Source organism: Dyella sp. C9 (assembly GCF_003332825.1).
GTDB lineage: Bacteria > Pseudomonadota > Gammaproteobacteria > Xanthomonadales > Rhodanobacteraceae > Dyella.
In genome coordinates this window covers 475,666-491,084 of record NZ_QIRF01000003.1, presented here as the reverse complement: position 1 = coordinate 491,084, position 15,419 = coordinate 475,666, and the positions used below count along the sequence as shown (strand labels likewise).

Sequence of the window (15,419 nt, the reverse complement as noted above, 5' to 3'; positions counted from 1 at the left end):
AAATAAAATGGGGGGGGGGGGGGGGGGGGGGGGGGCCGGCGCCCATCTCGCGAGCCCCTGCGACCAGAGCCGGCCGGGGGAACCATGCGCGCCAGCACCCGCCCCTCACCCTGCCCTCCCCCTCCCCAGCAGCGCGGGAAAAGAAAAAGGCGGCCCATGGCCGCCTTTTCAACCAATCCGCCGCGAGCGACTACTCCGCCGCCCCTTCCCCACGCAGCCGCACGTCGCCCGGCAGCATGTCGGTACGCTCCTCGTGCGCCATGTGCTGCGCCTCAAGGAAGCGCCACACCTGCTGGCACACCGGCATGGTGTTCTCGCGCGCAATGGCCGAGACCAGGAACCACGGCTCCTTCCACTCCAGCCGCTGCACGATGTCCTCGGCAATCGCCTGGCGCTCGTCATCGGGCAGCACGTCGGCCTTGTTCAGCACCAGCCAGCGCGGGCGCTGCAGCAGCTCGGGATCGAACTTCTCCAGCTCCTGCTCGATGGCATGCACCTGCTCCACCGGGTCCGAACCGTCGATCGGCGCAATATCGACCACGTGCAGCAGCAGGCGCGTGCGCGACACGTGGCGCAGGAACTGGATGCCCAGCCCGGCGCCATCGGCCGCACCCTCGATCAGGCCCGGGATATCGGCGATCACGAAGCTCTGGTCGGTACCCAGGCTGACCACGCCCAGGTTCGGATGCAGCGTGGTGAACGGATAGTCGGCCACGCGCGGGGTCGCTGCGGAAACCGCGCGGATGAAAGTCGACTTGCCCGCATTCGGGAAGCCCAGCAGGCCCACGTCGGCGAGCAGCTTGAGTTCCAGCTTCAGCTCGCGCACGTCGCCCGGCGTACCCGGGGTGGACTTGCGCGGCGCACGATTCACCGAGCTCTTGAAGTGGATGTTGCCGAGGCCACCCTTGCCGCCCTGGGCCACCAGCAGGCGCTGGCCATGCTGGGTCAGGTCGCCGATGGTCTCGTCGGTGTCGACGTTGGTGACCACGGTACCCACCGGCACGCGGATGAAGGTGTCTTCACCGCCCTTGCCGTACATCTGGCTGCCCATGCCGTTCTGGCCGCGCTCGGCCTTGAACGAGCGCTGGTGACGGAAGTCGATCAGGGTGTTGAGGCCTTCGTCGGCCACCAGCCACACTGAGCCGCCGCTGCCGCCGTCGCCGCCGTCGGGGCCGCCAAAGGGGATGAATTTCTCGCGACGGAAACTGATGCATCCGTTGCCGCCGTCACCGGCCTGGACCTTGATGATGGCTTCGTCGACGAATTTCATGGGAGCTATCCGGGAAAGTGAATTGGGGGATCGGACGCGCAGCCGTGCTGCATGATAAGGGAAACCGGTATCCGCGCCGCGCGCAGTGGGCCCGGCCCCGTCCACTTCCCGACAAAAACAAAGGCCCCGCCGAGGCGGGGCCTTCGTTGCAACATCGAAGGGGATTAAACCTTGACGACGCTGACGAACTTACGGCCTTCGGCGCCGCGTGCCTTGAACTCGACGGTGCCGTCGACCAGGGCGAACAGCGTGTGGTCACGACCCACGCCCACGCCGGTACCGGCATGGAACTTGGTGCCGCGCTGACGCACGATGATGTTGCCGGCTTCGATGGCCTGGCCACCGTAGACCTTCACGCCGAGGTACTTCGGGTTCGAATCGCGACCGTTGCGGCTGGAACCTACGCCTTTTTTATGTGCCATGACTCAATGCTCCAGTTGCTCAGGCGTTGATGCCCGTGATCTCGACTTCGGTGAAATGCTGACGATGTCCCTGCTGCTTCTTGTGGTGCTTGCGGCGGCGGAACTTGATGATGCGGACCTTGTCGGCACGGCCGTGCTTGCGCACGGTGGCGCTGACGGTGGCACCGGCCACGGTGGGCGCACCGACGGTGATCGACTCACCGGCGCCGACCAGCAGGACCTGGTCGAAGGTGAAGGCGGCGCCTTCTTCGGCGTTGAGCAGCTCCACGCGCAGGACGTCGCCCTGCTGAACGCGGTACTGCTTGCCACCGGTCTTGATGACTGCGTAACTCATGGGAATATCCCTTCTGTCGTTATTCTCTTGGGTTCGCCAGGCCACGTTTGGGCACTGGCGAACTTCGGATTATAGCGAGCCTTTCATCCGCTGGTCAATTACTGACCAGCCGACGAGCTGCCCTGGGACGGGGCCGTGCCCGAGGCGGGTTTGGCCTCGGTCTTGGCCGGGGCCTTGGACTCGCTCTTGGCGGGCGTCTTGGCGGCCGGCTTGGCCTCGGTCTTGGTAGCCGTCTTGCTGGACGTAGCAGGCTTCTTCGGCGCCGGCTTGGCCGGGGTCTTGTGGACCGGGGCCTTGGCCTTGGCCGGCGTCTTGCTGGCGCTGGTCTTGGCCGGCGCCTCGTCGCCCTCTTCGCTGGCAGCCACATGGGCACCGCCGGCCACGGCAGCACCCGCCAGGCCCGCACCGATTGCCGGGCTGGCGGCGACCTTGCCCGGGCAGCGGCCGCTGGCGTCCAGGCTGCCCATCTGCTTGAGCTCGGAGATCATCTGCTCGCTGCGCTCATGGCTCCACTGCTGGCCAGCCTGGTTGGCCTCGGCCATGGTCAGCGGCATCTCGTTGACCACCTTCTGACCCAGCGGCGAGCGGTAGAACTTCAGCAAGCCTTCCAGCTCGTCGGCCGTGAAGTGGCGCTGGTACACCGGCACCAGCCGCCCGATGAACAGCTGGGTCTGGTTGGCGTCCATGTAGTTCTGCCAGAAATCCGGCGACACGCACGGCATCGATTGCTGCAGCGTGGTCACCGCCTGGGAGTTCATCTGCGCCAGCATCTTGCCCACGCCGACCACGTCGAGCAGCTGGCGAACCTGGTCTTCACTGGGCGGGGCCGCGGTGGCCACCGCCTGCCCGCCGGCCATTGCAAGCGCCAGCGCGACACCCCATCTCATCCACTTAAGCATCCGCACTCTCTATCGAATCAAAGCCAGGGCCCGGTCCAGGCCAAAGATCCTATTTAGCCACACTTGGATCTTTCTTCCCTGAAGATCGACGGCCCGGCGTCAGGCAGGCAATAACTGACCTGATTGGTTTGATATAGTGCAGTTTTTCCCTTTCCCCCACCTTCCCGGGCGACATGGACACCATCCGCATCCGCGGTGCGCGCACGCACAACCTCAAGAACATCGACCTGGATCTGCCCCGTGACCGGCTGATCGTGATCACCGGCCTGTCGGGTTCTGGCAAGTCATCGCTGGCCTTCGACACCATTTATGCCGAGGGCCAGCGTCGGTACGTGGAATCACTGTCGGCCTACGCGCGGCAATTCCTCTCGATGATGGAAAAGCCGGATGTGGACCACATCGAAGGTCTCTCGCCGGCGATCTCCATCGAGCAGAAATCCACCTCCCACAACCCGCGCTCGACCGTGGGCACGATCACCGAGGTGTACGACTACCTGCGCCTGCTGTACGCCCGCGTGGGCACGCCGCGCTGCCCCGACCACGGCATCCCGCTGGAAGCGCAGACGGTCAGCCAGATGGTGGACGCCACCCTCGCGCTGAACCCCGAGAAGCGCTACATGCTGCTCGCCCCGGTGATCCGCGAGCGCAAGGGCGAGCATGTGCAGGTGTTCGACCAGCTGCGCGCGCAGGGCTTCGTGCGTGCGCGCGTCGACGGCACCGTGTACGACCTCGACGCCGTGCCGCCGCTCACGCTGCGCCAGAAGCACACCATCGAGGCAGTGATCGACCGCTTCCGCCCGCGCGATGACATCAAGCAGCGCCTGGCCGAGTCGTTCGAGACCGCGCTGCGCCTGGGCGACGGCCTGGTCATCGTGGTGGACATGGACGACGACAAGGCGCCGGAGCAGCTGCTGTCCTCGCGCTATTCCTGCCCGGTCTGCGACTACTCGCTGCCGGAGCTGGAACCGCGCCTGTTTTCGTTCAACTCGCCCATCGGCGCCTGCCCGACCTGCGACGGCCTGGGCGTGACCCAGGTGTTCGATCCGGCGCGCGTGGTGGCGCATCCGGAGCTGTCGCTGGCCAATGGCGCGATCCGCGGCTGGGACCGTCGCAACGCGCATTACTTCCAATTGATCCTGTCGCTGGCCGGCCACTACAAGTTCGACGTCGACACGCCGTGGCGCAAGCTGCCCGCCGACGTGCAGAAGGCCATCCTGTACGGCAGCGGCAAGGAAACCATCGCGTTCAAGTACCTCACGGAACGCGGCGGGCGCGTCACGCGCGAGCACGCGTTCGAAGGCATCATTCCGAACATGGAGCGGCGCTACAAGGAAACCGAGTCCCCCGCCGTGCGCGAGGAGCTGGCCAAGTACATCAGCGACCAGCCCTGTCCGGAGTGCGAAGGCCAGCGCCTCAACCGTTCCGCGCGCAACGTGTTCGTCGCCGACCACGCGCTGCCCTCGCTGACCTCGCGCTCCATCGACGACGCGCTGGCCTTCTTCGAGAAGCTCTCGCTCACCGGCTGGCGTGGCGAGATCGCGGTGAAGATCGTCAAGGAGATCCGCGAGCGACTGAGCTTCCTCAACGATGTGGGCCTCAACTACCTCACGCTGGATCGACAGGCCGATACGCTGTCGGGCGGCGAAGCGCAGCGCATCCGCCTTGCCTCGCAGATCGGCGCCGGCCTGGTCGGCGTGATGTACGTGCTCGACGAGCCGTCCATCGGCCTGCACCAGCGCGACAACGAGCGCCTGCTCGGAACGCTGACGCGGCTGCGCGATCTCGGCAACACGGTGATCGTGGTCGAGCACGATGAGGACGCCATTCGCATGGCCGACCACGTGCTCGACATCGGCCCCGGTGCCGGCGTGCACGGTGGCGAAGTGGTAGCCCAGGGCGCGCTGAAGGACATCCTGGCCTCGCCGCGTTCCGTCACCGGCCAGTACCTGTCCGGCAAGCGCGGCATCAAGGTGCCCGCCGAACGCCGCCAGCAGCTGGATGCGGACTCGTGGCTGCACCTCAAGGGCGCCAGCGGCAACAACCTCAAGAAGGTGGACTTGGCCATTCCCGCCGGCCTGTTCACCTGCATCACCGGCGTGTCCGGTTCGGGCAAGTCCACCCTGGTGAACGACACGCTGTTCCGTCTTGCCGCCGCCGAACTCAACGGCGCCAGCGAGCAGGCCGCGCCGTACAGCTCGGTCGAGGGCCTGGAGCTGTTCGACAAGGTGGTGGACATCGACCAGTCGCCGATCGGCCGTACGCCGCGCTCCAACCCGGCGACCTACACCGGCCTGTTCACGCCGCTGCGCGAGCTGTTTGCGCAGGTACCGGAAGCGCGTGCGCGCGGCTACACGCCGGGTCGCTTCAGCTTCAACGTGCGCGGCGGCCGCTGCGAGGCCTGCGAAGGCGACGGCATGATCAAGGTGGAGATGCACTTCCTGCCGGATGTGTACGTGCCCTGCGACGTGTGCCACGGCAAGCGCTACAACCGCGAAACGCTGGAAGTGCACTACAAGGGCCACACCATCGCCGACGTGCTCGACATGACGGTGGAAGACGCGCTGAAGCTGTTCGAGAACGTGCCGACCATCGCGCGCAAACTGGAAACCCTGCGCGCCGTCGGCCTGGACTACATCAAGCTCGGCCAGAGCGCCACCACGCTGTCGGGTGGCGAAGCTCAGCGCGTAAAGCTGTCCAAGGAGCTGTCCAAGCGTGACACCGGCCGCACGCTGTACATCCTCGACGAGCCGACCACCGGCCTGCACTTCCACGACATCGAGCAATTGCTCGACGTGCTGCACCAACTGGTGGACCAGGGCAACACCGTGGTCGTGATCGAGCATAATCTGGATGTGATCAAGACCGCCGACTGGCTGGTCGATCTCGGCCCGGAAGGCGGCGCCGGTGGTGGTCGCATCCTCGTGACCGGCACGCCGGAGACGGTGGCTGCCACACCGGGTTCGCACACCGGACACTTCCTTGCCCCGCACCTCGACATGAAGCCCGCCAAGGTGGCCAAGGCCGAGGGCAACGGCAAGAGCAAACCCGCATTACGGAAGAAGACTGCATGAGTTCCACCCAGACGGCGCCCGAGAAACGCACGCGCGCCCGCAAGACCGCGGCGCAGGACAGCGCCCCGGTCGGCGAAGCCATCGAGACGCCGCGCGCGTCACCGCGGGCCCTGTTCGTCGCGCCGATCGGCGTGCGTTGGCGCGATCTCGACGCCTTCAATCACGTCAACAACGCCAACTACCTGACCTATCTGGAGGAAGCGCGCCTGCAGTGGCTGCGCCATGTGCCGGGCTGGTTCGACGAGCACTCGATGCCGGTGCTGGCCGCCAGCGAGATCAACTACCGCCGGCCGATCGAATGGCCCGCACAGCTGCATGTGGAACTCAGCTGCGAGCGGCTGGGCAACAGCTCGATCACCCTGGCCCATCGCATCGTCGATGCCAATGACGCCAGCTGCCTGTACAGCGACGGCAAGGTGGTGATGGTGTGGATGGACCCCACCACCGGCAAACCGGTCGCCCTGCCGCAGGCCATCCGAGACGCGGCCGAGCCCACTGCTTGAACGGCATGTACCGCGTTCGGGGTTAACACCCCGGACGCCATGGATGCCGTCGCTTCATATGGCATCCGTAAGATCAGCGGCGACCACCCGAAAGGAGTTCGACCGTGATCCCGCTCCCCCTCCGCTCTCTCGCCCTCGCCATCGCGGCCGCCAGCAGCCTGGCCGCCGTGGCAGCTCCTGTCACCAGCCTGGTGCTTTACCGCAGCGACGCCGCCGGCCTGTATACCGCCGGCGACAACGGTGACGTGGACGCCGGCTACGCCGTGGCGCGCGAGCCACGCGAGCTGCAGCTGAAATCCGGCCTGCAGGACATCACGCTCGGCGGACTGCCGCGCTACCTCGATCCCGAGGTGCTGGCGCTCAGCGTCGACGGCAATGCCGCCCAGGTCATCTCGCAACGCCTGCTGCTGGGCCAGGGCCAGGACGCCGCACTAGGCAGCCTGGTCGGCCAGCCCGTCGAAGTCCTGGCCAGCAGCGGCCAGCCGCTTGCCAACGGCACCCTGCTGCGCGCGGGCGACGGCCTGCTGGTGCAGGACGCCTCGGGGCGCACCAGCCTGATCCGCGAGTACGCGGCCGTGCGCGCGCAGGGCAGCTTTCAGACTGGCTCCAGCCTCGAACTGCGCGTCGATGCCAGTCGCGCCGGCAAGGCGCAGGCCACGCTGAGCTATCCCACCGGCGGACTTGGCTGGCGTGCCGCCTATGTCGGCACGCTGCAGCCGGGCACAGCCTGCCGCATGCAGTTCGAGTCGCGCGCCAGCATCGCCAACCGCAGCGGCCGCGACTGGAAGGACGTGCAACTCACGCTGATTGCCGGTGAACCCCACGTGCTCAAGGCCTCGGCGCCCCGGCCAATGGCCGCGCCGGCTCCGATGATGTACGCCGCGCGCGCCAAGAGCGACGTCAATGCCATGCCTGAGCAGAACACGCTGGCCGACTATCGCAGCTACACCCTGCCCGCGCCCGTGGACCTGCCGGATGGCAGCGTCAGCCAGGTGCCGCTGTATGCCACCCGCACGGTCGATTGCGAGCGCACCGCCCTCTACGAGAACGGCGGCAGCTGGGTGGCGCCGCAACCGATGATCAACCGCGACTTCCTGCCCGGCGGCAACACGTTCGTGGTCAGCACGCTGCAGCTGCGCGCCTTCGACAGCCTGCCCGCCGGTTATCTGCGCGTGCTTGCCGCCGACAGGAGCGGCACGCCGCAGTTCATCGGCGAGGGACGCATCAACGACACGCCCAAGGGCGAGCAAGCCCGCATGTCGCTGGGCAACGCCTTCGACCTGCGCGGCGAGCGTGAACGCACCGCCTTCAGCGTGGACCAGGCTGCGCGTACGTTGAACGAGGCTTTTCGCATCACCCTGAGCAATGCCGGCGACACCGCGCGCACCATCACCGTACGCGAGCACCCCTCGCGCTGGCGGGAATGGACGCTGGCCTCCTCCAGCATCAAGCCCAGCGAGCAGAAGCCGGATCTGCTGGAATTCCAGGTGAACGTGCCGGCAGGTGGCAAGGCCACGCTGGATTACGCCGTGCGCTACCAATGGTCGGCGGAGGACACGCCCCAGCCGTAACCCGGGACGTGGGACGTGGGAAAGGCGGGAGAAGCCAGCGGCGGCCATCACCGTTTGCTACTCTCGCGGCTCACTCTGGCCAACTCCCTACACGCCCATGCTCAACGTCATCACCCACGGCGCCATTGCCGAGATCAACCTGGCACGCCCGCCGGTAAACGCACTCAACATCGACCTGCTGCGTGCGATCCGCGACGCGGTGGACGGTGCGCTCGCGGCCGGCGCGCGCGGCCTGGTGCTGTCCGGTGCGCCGGGCATGTTCTCGGCCGGCGTGGACGTACCGTCCTTGCTCGGTCGCGATCGCGACGGCGTGCGCGAGTTCTGGCGCGAGTTCTTCCACACCGGCTCCAAGCTGGCGGTGTCGCCGGTGCCGGTCGTCGCCGCGATCACTGGCCACAGTCCGGCGGGTGGCGCGGTGCTGTCGCTGTTCTGCGACTACCGCGTGATGGCCGAAGGCCCGTTCAAGATCGGCCTCAACGAAGTGCAGGTGGGCCTGGTGGTGCCGGAAAGCATCCAGATGGCGCTGCGCCGCATTGTCGGCCCGTATCGTGCCGAACGGCTGATGGTGGCCGGCGCCATGATCGAGTCGGCCGAGGCGCTGGCCTGCGGCCTGGTGGACGAACTCACCGGCGTCGACCAGGTGGTCACCCGCGCGATCCATTGGCTGCAGGGCATGCTCGCCCTGCCCTCCAACGCCATGCTGACCACGCGCGCGCTGGCACGTGCCGACCTCACCTCGGTGTGGGCCGACCCGGATGCGCTGCCGATCGACCAATTCCTCGACGCGTACTTCCACCCGGAAACGCAGGCGGTGCTGCAACAGCTGGTGGCGCGATTGAAGAAGAAGGATTGACCGCTCAAGGCGTGGCGGCGAAACGTCGGGACCGCGGTACACCGTAGCGCCGCGGTCGCCCACAGGGTGGGCTCCTACAGAGCCCTACCTGCAGCGCAGCCCGCCGCGGGCCAACACAAAATGTTGGAACGCCTGCGGCTCAGCCGGGCAGATCACCGGTGGCCACCGGCCTCGACACGTCGCTGACCCAGCCGCTCCACGACGGCGCATACAGGCGCGAACCCGGCAAACCGGCATGCTCCATCGCCAGCAGGTTGTGGCAGGCCGTGACGCCCGAGCCGCACATGTGCACCACCTCATCCGGCGCATGCGTGCCCAGCACGGCGAGGAATTCCTCGCGCAAGGTGGCCGCCGGCTTGAAGCGGCCATCGGCCGCGAGGTTGTCCGCGAACGGGCGGTTCAGTGCGCCGGGCACATGCCCGCCCACGCGATCGATCGGCTCCACCTCGCCGCGATAGCGCGGCGCCGCGCGCGCATCCAGCAGCAACCGCCCGGGCGCCTCGGCCAGATCGGTAAGATAACGCTCGCGATCGAAGTGCAGTTCCACCGGACGCGACACGCGGGTTACTTCGCCCTGCTCCACCGGCAGGCCGGCGGCTACCCAGGCGGGATAGCCGCCGTCGAGCACGGCGACGCCACGCGCACCGGCCAGCCGCAGCAGCCACCATAGTCGCGCTGCCGCCAGCGAGCCGCCGGCAGCGTCGTAACACACCACCTGCAAGTCGGGCCGCCAGCCCCAGCGCGACAGCACCTGCGCGAAGGCCGTCTCCAGCGGCAGCGGATGCCGCCCCAGCCCCTGTGACTGGCGCGAGAGATCGGAAAGGTCGGTATCGAGGCTTGCGTACACCGCGCCCGGGATGTGCCCTTCACGGTAATCACGCTCGCCCTTGCCGGTGTCGCGCTGGCCGGTGCCCGGCGCCATCAGCTCAAAGCGGCAGTCCACGATCAGCACTGCGTCCACCGGCAGCGCGGCCAGTTCTTCGGCATCGATCAGCGTGGTCTTGAGTGTCATGCGCGTCCCATCCTCTGCAGCAGGTTGAACACCATGGCGGCGGTGGCGCCCCAGATGCGGTGGCCGCCATGCACGAATTCCACCATGTCACGGCGGTGGCCCCTGAATTCCATGGTGTAACGCCGGAGGTTGGCCGGCTCCAGGAAAAACGACAGCGGCACCTCGAACACTTCGGCCACTTCGTCGGGCGCCGGGTACAGTCGCGCTTCGGGGTCGATGCGCGCCACCACCGGGGTAATGCAATAGCCGCTGATGGTCTCGAAGCGATCAAGGAAGCCCATGGGCGTCACCAACTTGCGTGCAAGCCCGATCTCTTCCTCGCTTTCGCGCAGCGCGGTGGCAATCGCATCCGCGTCGCCGGGATCGGTGCGTCCACCGGGAAACGCCACCTGGCCGGCGTGGTCCTGCAGATGATCGGTGCGCACCGTCAGCACCAGCCGCGGCTGCACGCCTTCGCGCAGGCCGACCAGCACGGCAGCCGGCCGCCTGGGCTTGTCGCCCAGCAGTTGCACCATGTCCGAATGGTTCCAGCCCGCGCCCGTAGGCGGTGTCGACAGCGGCAACAGCGCGGAGCCCAGGTCGGTCAGCACCTCGCCCATCACGGAACCTTGCGCATGGGCAAAACCTCGCGCATCAGGCGCAGGCGTTCCTCGTCGCTCATGTCGCGCCAGCGTGCGATCTCGTCGCCGGTACGCTGGCAGCCCTCGCAGTAGCCGTGCTCGTCCAGCCGGCAGACGCCGATGCAGGGCGTCAGTGGGCTGGCGTACACGGTGTATTGGGGGGACTCGGAGGACATGCTCGAACAGGGAACGGCGATGCGGGAGCCCACATGATAGGACCTCCGACCACCCAGCTTGGCACAAATCGAACCGACTGAACCCTGCCGGGTTCTCAGGACTTGATTTCCAGCAGCTCGATTTCGAACACCAGCGCCTCGTTCGGGCCGATGCGCGGCGGATCGCCGCGCAGGCCATAGGCCTGGTTCGGCGGCACGGTCACCTTCCACAGGTCGCCCACGTGCATGCGCTGGATCACTTCCTGCCAGCCTGGGATGACCTTGTTGTTGACCACGAAGCTCACCGGCGAGCCGTGTGCCCAGGAGCTGTCAAATTCAGTCCCGTCGATCAGCATGGCACGGAAGTTCACCGTCACCACCGAGCCCGCCGGAACGTCCCTGGTGCCATTGCCCTTCTTCAGCACCTCGTACTGGATGCCCGAGGGCAACTGGATCACACCGGGCTTCTGGCGGTTGCGCTCCAGGTATTCCGCGCTGCGGCGCGCGTTGGCATCGGCCAGCTTGTTGAACTTGGCGATGGCCTCGGTGCGCATCTGCTGATCCAGCCCCTGCAGCTGGTCGTGCATGTCCTGCATGGACACCGTGGGACGCTTCTTGGCGTAGGCGTCCTGGATGGCCCGCAACAGGGTGGGAATGTCGACGTCGGGTTCGCCGTTGGCGAACTGGCTGCCGATCTGATAGCCGATGGCATACGAAAGCTTGGTCTTGTCCAGCTTCACCGCGGCCGTATCCGGCGCCGTTCCATTGTCCTGCGCATGCGCCATCGCACCCCAGAACAGGATGCCCAGCGCGAGCCAACGCAGTTGTGCCATGCCAATCTCCATTGAAGCCGGAGCTCCCATCGTAAGCGGTCCGGGCCCTTCGTGCAGCGAGCGCCCTGGGGATGGCGCCCCTGCTGAGAACACCGCGGGCGCAAAAGGTTCCCACTGGTACCATGAACACTTTACCTGCCGGAGTGTAGTCATGGCCTATCGCAACCTGGAAATCGCCAACCGCGGCGCGGTGCGGACGATCACCGTCAACCGCCCCGACAAGCTCAATGCGCTCAATCGCGAGACGCTCAACGAGCTGACGGTGGCCTTCACGCAGGCCGCCCAGGACGATGCCGTACGCGTGGTGGTGCTGGCTGGCGCCGGTGAAAAGGCCTTCGTGGCCGGCGCCGACATCGCCGAGATGAATGGCTACACACCGGTACAGGCCCAGGGATTCTCGCGTGCCGGCCAGCGCCTGATGAGCCTGGTCGAGCGACTGGGCAAGCCGGTGATCGCCCGCGTGCAGGGCTTTGCCCTGGGCGGCGGCATGGAACTGGCCATGTGCTGCCACCTGCGCGTGGCCAGCGAGAAGGCCAGGTTCGGCCAGCCGGAGATCAATCTGGGCCTGATCCCGGGCTTTGGCGGCACCCAGCGCCTGCTGCGCCTGGCCGGCCGCGGCGCCGCGCTGGAGCTGTGCCTGACCGGCGCGCCGATCAGCGCCCAGCGCGCCTATGAGCTGGGTATCGCCACCCGCGTGGTGGCTCCGGAGGCCCTGGACGAAACAGTCAATGCGCTTGCCGACCAGCTCGCGGCCTCCGCCCCCCTGGCCGCAGCCGGCATCCTCGACGCCGTCCTGCAGGGTGGCGAAACCAGCATCGACCAGGGCCTGGAATTCGAGACGCAGGCGTTCGCGCTGGCCTTCTCCACCGAGGACATGCGCGAAGGCACCACGGCATTCCTGGAGAAGCGCAAGGCCGTATTCAAGGGCCAGTGAGCACATCGATCGCGGCCAGGCGGCAGGCCTGGCCGCGCCGCTTCTATGGCCAGCGCGCGATCAATGACCGCCGCGGTATTTCTTCTCGCCCGCGGTGACGGCGAGGTCCAGGCGGTTTTCCGGCGGCGCCAGCGGACAGGTGGCGTAGGGCGTGAACGCGCAAGGCGGGTTGTAGGCGCGGTTGAAGTCCAGCACCACCTTGCCGTCCTTGGGCAGGTCCGCATACAGGAAGCGCGCCGCACCATAGGTTTCGCGACCAGAGGTCTTGTCGGCGATCACGAAGAACAGCGAATCGGGTTCTTCCTGGATCGGCATCAGCTCATAGGTGTGCCCGTTGCGATGGAACACCGCCTTGCCGGGCACCTTTTCCTTGTTGATGGTGCCGAGCACCGAGCCGATCTCCAGCTCGTGTGGCGGATCGAACGGCACCCAGTCGGCCACGATGCGCCAGGTGGGATCGATCGGGTAATAGTCCAGGCCCTGGAAATGGATACGCGTGTCGGCGTTGCTGTCCTTCACGCGCAGCGCCAAGCGGCCATCGCGCGAAATCACCAGGAAACTCGCCGTACCGAACGCGACCGTGGTGGGACCTGCCGGACCAGCGTGCTCATCGTCGTGCAACACGGCCTCGGTAACTGCCTGGCCATCGACGGTGGCGCCACTGTCCTTGTCCAGCACGATGCGCAGGCCGCCGTCCTTCGCCAGCGTCACCACGCCCAGATGGGCGGGCCCGCTCTTCAGCACGATGTCATTGTCGGAGGCCGTGCCAACGCGGTTGGCACCTTCCTTCAGCCAGTCCAGCCCGATCAGGCTCAGCCATCCGTTGGGTGCCGTCAGCGCCGCCAGGCGCTTGTGCTGCCATTGCAGGGCCTGTTGTGAAACGTCCACATCGCTGGGACCGGCATTCTGTGCGTGCACGGCGGCAACTCCAAGGCTGAGAGCGAGAACAACAACGGCGGTACGCAACATGGCAAGCCCCGTCAGTTTCATGACTGGAGTATGGCCGTCCATTTGCGGCGCTAGCAAGAGCGGCGCTCAGCGGCCACGCAAGAACAGCTTGTCGAGCTCGGCCAGGCTCAGCTGGGTCCAGGTCGGCCGGCCGTGGTTGCACTGGCCGGAGCGCTCAGTGGCTTCCATCTCGCGCAACAGCGCATTCATCTCCGGCTGGGTCAACCGCCGGCCGGCGCGCACCGAGCCATGGCAGGCCATGGTCGCCAACAGCTCGTTCTCCAGTTCCTGCAGGCGGCGCGAACTGCCATGCTGGGCCAGTTCCGCCAGCACGTCGCGGCACAGCTGCGCCACATCGGCACCCTCGAGCAGCGCCGGAATGCGTCGCACCACCACGCCGGACGGACCGCTGCGCGACAGCTCCAGCCCCCATTCGGCCAGCGCATCGGCATGCTCCTCGGCGGCAGCGGCCTCCTTGGCACTGACCGATACGTTCAGGGGCACCAGCAGCATCTGCGAGCGCAGGTTGCTGCAGGCGCGGCCGGACTTGAGCTTTTCGTAGGTGATGCGTTCGTGCGCGGCATGCATGTCCACCAGCACCAGGCCGTGTGCATTCTCGGCGAGGATGTAGATGCTCTTGAGCTGCGCGATGGCAAAGCCCAGCGGCGGCGCCTCGTCGTCGGAACGTTCGGGCATCGGCGCATTGGCGGCGAACGCCAGCGGCGCCTGTGGCGCAGCGGTTTCACCCAGCAAGGCCGCATAGTCCGCCAACGGCTCTTCGCGCACGCCCAGGCTCAGGCGGCTTTGGCTGAAAGCGTTCGGCCAAGCAGGCGCTGCAGCGGAAGCCGGCGATGGCGACATGCGATAGGCAGGCATGGCCATAGGCGCTGCCTCTTGTGCAGGCGCCCCCACCTGACCCGCACGCGTCTGCGCCAAGGCTTCGTGCAGCGTACGGAACAGGAAGTCGTGGACCAGCCGCTGCTCGCGGAAACGGACCTCGTGCTTGGCTGGATGCACGTTCACGTCCACGCCCACCGGGTCGAGCTCCAGATAAAGCACGAACGCGGGATGGCGGCCGTGGAACAGCACGTCGGCATAGGCCTGGCGTACCGCGTGCGCCACGATGCGATCGCGCACCAGGCGTCCGTTGACGTAGAAATACTGCGAGTCGGCCTGCGAGCGCGAAGCAGTGGGAAGACCGACCCAGCCGGAGAGATGCAGCCCGGCAGCGGCGTGGTCGATGCGCAGGCTCTGTGCGGGAAAATCCTCGCCGAGCACTTCGGCCACGCGCAGCAGTGCCGCGTGCTCGTCGCGCGCCGCCTTCAGGATGCGTACCGGCTTGCCGTTGTGGCTCAGCCGGAATTCCACGGATGTGCGCGCCAGCGCCAACGACTTGAGCAGGTCGTCGATGTGCGCGAACTCGGTGCGTTCCGCACGGAGAAACTTGCGTCGCGCGGGCACGTTGTAGAACAGGTCGCGCACTTCCACGCTGCTGCCCTGGGGATGCTGCGCGGGCCGGGCCGCCTGCATCCTGCCGCCGTCCACCTCGATGCGGAACGCGGTGTCCATGCCCTGCGCGCGCGAGGTCAGCGCAAAGCGCGCCACCGACGACACCGAAGCCAGCGCTTCGCCGCGAAAGCCCATGCTTGCCACGTGCTCGAGGTCGTCGAAGCTGCCGATTTTGCTGGTGGCATGCGAGGCCACCGCCAATTGCAGTTCGTCCGGCACGATGCCGCAGCCATCATCGCGCACGCGGATCAGGCGCGCACCGCCCTGCTCGATGTCCACTTCAACGCGGGTGGCGCCTGCATCGAGGCTGTTTTCCACCAGCTCCTTGACCACCGAGGACGGTCGTTCGATCACCTCGCCGGCGGCAATCTGGTTGATGAGTTCGGGCGGAAGCGGACGAATGACTGGCATCGGCGAAGCTTAAGGCTTCGCGCCGGCCGGGAAAAGCGAACCCTACCGGCATCAAAGGCCGGAAACCTTCGAAA

At 66.9% G+C, this 15,419-nt stretch carries 15 protein-coding genes; 5 read left to right on the top strand and 10 right to left on the bottom strand.

The genetic code is table 11. The annotated features are described in order from the left end of the window. Window positions 1-190: 190 nt before the first annotated feature. The 4 genes from cgtA to DVU99_RS19920 all read right to left on the bottom strand — a co-directional run bounded on the left by cgtA (window position 191) and on the right by DVU99_RS19920 (window position 2,913). Window positions 191-1,270, bottom strand: coding sequence for an Obg family GTPase CgtA (gene cgtA / locus DVU99_RS06925; RefSeq protein WP_114239453.1), 1,080 nt, complete (start codon window positions 1,268-1,270; stop codon window positions 191-193). Window positions 1,271-1,434: 164 nt separating this feature from the next. Then, window positions 1,435-1,692 carry a 50S ribosomal protein L27 gene (gene rpmA, locus DVU99_RS06920; protein ID WP_114239452.1) on the bottom strand — a complete coding sequence of 86 codons (258 nt, stop codon included), beginning with the start codon at window positions 1,690-1,692 and terminating at the stop codon, window positions 1,435-1,437. A 19-nt stretch (window positions 1,693-1,711) separates the two neighbouring features. Then, complete coding sequence (rplU, locus tag DVU99_RS06915; protein ID WP_019465501.1) at window positions 1,712-2,026, bottom strand: 50S ribosomal protein L21; 315 nt, start codon at window positions 2,024-2,026, stop codon at window positions 1,712-1,714. 98 nt (window positions 2,027-2,124) lie between these two features. Next, a complete protein-coding gene (locus DVU99_RS19920; RefSeq protein ID WP_232823488.1) occupies window positions 2,125-2,913 on the bottom strand; it encodes a DUF2059 domain-containing protein in 789 nt (262 codons plus the stop codon). 185 nt (window positions 2,914-3,098) lie between these two features. On the opposite strand from DVU99_RS19920, the gene uvrA reads away from it, so the two are divergent. The 4 genes from uvrA (at window position 3,099) to DVU99_RS06885 (ending at window position 8,923) form a co-directional block, all read left to right on the top strand. Next, complete coding sequence (gene uvrA, locus DVU99_RS06900) at window positions 3,099-5,996, top strand: excinuclease ABC subunit UvrA (RefSeq protein WP_114239451.1); 2,898 nt, start codon at window positions 3,099-3,101, stop codon at window positions 5,994-5,996. Continuing rightward, a complete protein-coding gene (locus DVU99_RS06895; RefSeq protein WP_114239450.1) occupies window positions 5,993-6,499 on the top strand; it encodes a thioesterase family protein in 507 nt (168 codons plus the stop codon). The genes uvrA and DVU99_RS06895 overlap by 4 nt, the downstream gene beginning before the upstream one ends. 104 nt (window positions 6,500-6,603) lie before the next feature. Beyond that, a complete protein-coding gene (locus DVU99_RS06890; RefSeq protein WP_114239449.1) occupies window positions 6,604-8,070 on the top strand; it encodes a DUF4139 domain-containing protein in 1,467 nt (488 codons plus the stop codon). A gap of 97 nt (window positions 8,071-8,167) precedes the next feature. Next, complete coding sequence (locus DVU99_RS06885) at window positions 8,168-8,923, top strand: enoyl-CoA hydratase/isomerase family protein (protein ID WP_114239448.1); 756 nt, start codon at window positions 8,168-8,170, stop codon at window positions 8,921-8,923. A gap of 139 nt (window positions 8,924-9,062) precedes the next feature. On the opposite strand, the gene DVU99_RS06880 is transcribed toward DVU99_RS06885, so the two are convergent. The 4 genes from DVU99_RS06880 to DVU99_RS06865 all read right to left on the bottom strand — a co-directional run bounded on the left by DVU99_RS06880 (window position 9,063) and on the right by DVU99_RS06865 (window position 11,543). After that, window positions 9,063-9,935, bottom strand: a complete 873-nt coding sequence (locus tag DVU99_RS06880; protein ID WP_114239447.1) for a sulfurtransferase — start codon at window positions 9,933-9,935, stop codon at window positions 9,063-9,065. After that, on the bottom strand, window positions 9,932-10,534 hold the full coding sequence (locus tag DVU99_RS06875; RefSeq protein WP_343126320.1) for a CoA pyrophosphatase: 603 nt from the start codon (window positions 10,532-10,534) through the stop codon (window positions 9,932-9,934). Before DVU99_RS06875 ends, DVU99_RS06880 begins: the two co-directional genes overlap by 4 nt. Then, window positions 10,534-10,731: a DUF1289 domain-containing protein gene (locus DVU99_RS20300; RefSeq protein ID WP_114239446.1), complete on the bottom strand. Its 198-nt coding sequence runs from the start codon at window positions 10,729-10,731 to the stop codon at window positions 10,534-10,536. The genes DVU99_RS06875 and DVU99_RS20300 overlap by 1 nt, the downstream gene beginning before the upstream one ends. Before the next feature lie 95 nt (window positions 10,732-10,826). Beyond that, window positions 10,827-11,543, bottom strand: coding sequence for an FKBP-type peptidyl-prolyl cis-trans isomerase (locus tag DVU99_RS06865; RefSeq protein WP_232823487.1), 717 nt, complete (start codon window positions 11,541-11,543; stop codon window positions 10,827-10,829). Window positions 11,544-11,694: 151 nt separating this feature from the next. Here DVU99_RS06865 and DVU99_RS06860 point away from each other — a divergent pair, with 151 nt between their 5' ends. Continuing rightward, the gene (locus DVU99_RS06860; protein WP_114239444.1) at window positions 11,695-12,477 is read left to right on the top strand and encodes an enoyl-CoA hydratase/isomerase family protein; all 783 of its coding nucleotides are present in this window, start codon (window positions 11,695-11,697) and stop codon (window positions 12,475-12,477) included. Between the two features lie 60 nt (window positions 12,478-12,537). Here DVU99_RS06860 and DVU99_RS06855 read toward each other — a convergent pair whose 3' ends face one another. Next, entirely contained in the window at window positions 12,538-13,446 is a 909-nt protein-coding gene (locus tag DVU99_RS06855) for a DUF1684 domain-containing protein (RefSeq protein WP_114239443.1), read from the bottom strand. Window positions 13,447-13,512: 66 nt separating this feature from the next. Further along, window positions 13,513-15,345, bottom strand: a complete 1,833-nt coding sequence (gene mutL, locus DVU99_RS06850) for a DNA mismatch repair endonuclease MutL (RefSeq protein ID WP_114239442.1) — start codon at window positions 15,343-15,345, stop codon at window positions 13,513-13,515. Between the last annotated feature and the right edge of the window lie 74 nt (window positions 15,346-15,419).

Coding starts and splice junctions, on each gene's coding strand:
- DVU99_RS06860 (WP_114239444.1), top strand. CDS start 11,695: ATGGCCTATCGCAACCTGGAAATCGCCAACCGCGGCGCGGTGCGGACG.
- DVU99_RS06875 (WP_343126320.1), bottom strand. CDS start 10,534: ATGGGCGAGGTGCTGACCGACCTGGGCTCCGCGCTGTTGCCGCTGTCG.
- mutL (WP_114239442.1), bottom strand. CDS start 15,345: ATGCCAGTCATTCGTCCGCTTCCGCCCGAACTCATCAACCAGATTGCC.
- DVU99_RS19920 (WP_232823488.1), bottom strand. CDS start 2,913: ATGAGATGGGGTGTCGCGCTGGCGCTTGCAATGGCCGGCGGGCAGGCG.
- DVU99_RS06880 (WP_114239447.1), bottom strand. CDS start 9,935: ATGACACTCAAGACCACGCTGATCGATGCCGAAGAACTGGCCGCGCTG.
- DVU99_RS20300 (WP_114239446.1), bottom strand. CDS start 10,731: ATGTCCTCCGAGTCCCCCCAATACACCGTGTACGCCAGCCCACTGACG.
- DVU99_RS06885 (WP_114239448.1), top strand. CDS start 8,168: ATGCTCAACGTCATCACCCACGGCGCCATTGCCGAGATCAACCTGGCA.
- rpmA (WP_114239452.1), bottom strand. CDS start 1,692: ATGGCACATAAAAAAGGCGTAGGTTCCAGCCGCAACGGTCGCGATTCG.
- uvrA (WP_114239451.1), top strand. CDS start 3,099: ATGGACACCATCCGCATCCGCGGTGCGCGCACGCACAACCTCAAGAAC.
- DVU99_RS06895 (WP_114239450.1), top strand. CDS start 5,993: ATGAGTTCCACCCAGACGGCGCCCGAGAAACGCACGCGCGCCCGCAAG.
- DVU99_RS06855 (WP_114239443.1), bottom strand. CDS start 13,446: ATGTTGCGTACCGCCGTTGTTGTTCTCGCTCTCAGCCTTGGAGTTGCC.
- rplU (WP_019465501.1), bottom strand. CDS start 2,026: ATGAGTTACGCAGTCATCAAGACCGGTGGCAAGCAGTACCGCGTTCAG.
- DVU99_RS06865 (WP_232823487.1), bottom strand. CDS start 11,543: ATGGCACAACTGCGTTGGCTCGCGCTGGGCATCCTGTTCTGGGGTGCG.
- cgtA (WP_114239453.1), bottom strand. CDS start 1,270: ATGAAATTCGTCGACGAAGCCATCATCAAGGTCCAGGCCGGTGACGGC.